The following is a 278-nucleotide window of genomic DNA, read 5'->3' as shown; positions in this document are numbered from 1 at the left end:
ATGGGGACTCATATCTACTAATTCTTCTTACTTCTGGTAAAATCTCATCCCAAATTTCTATCATCTCCTTCCAATAGGTCTTGGCCGCAGATTCTGAGTGCAACACCTGAGTTTCCCTGTAAGGTATTGCGCTCATGTCATACTCAGAACTCAGCATTACTGATCGTGCCACTATCCAGGTTTGTCTCTCTCAAGGCCTGAGCCTCCGAGCCATTGCTCGATGTCTGAGTCGTTCTCCCTCCACTATCAGCCGCGAAATTCGCCGAAATAGTGAGCCG

1 protein-coding gene is annotated in these 278 nt (G+C 47.5%); it reads left to right on the top strand.

Going from position 1 to position 278, the window contains the following annotated elements:
• Positions 1-134: 134 nt before the first annotated feature.
• Positions 135-278, top strand: a 144-nt coding sequence (locus tag SB689_RS22950; protein ID WP_410694371.1) for a helix-turn-helix domain-containing protein, incomplete at its 3' end; no start/stop codon positions are given.

Source organism: Chryseobacterium sp. SIMBA_038 (genome assembly GCF_046535115.1).
Taxonomy (GTDB): Bacteria; Bacteroidota; Bacteroidia; order Flavobacteriales; family Weeksellaceae; genus Chryseobacterium.
The sequence above is the reverse complement of the archived record's forward strand: the minus strand, read 5'-3'. Positions and strand labels throughout refer to the sequence as shown.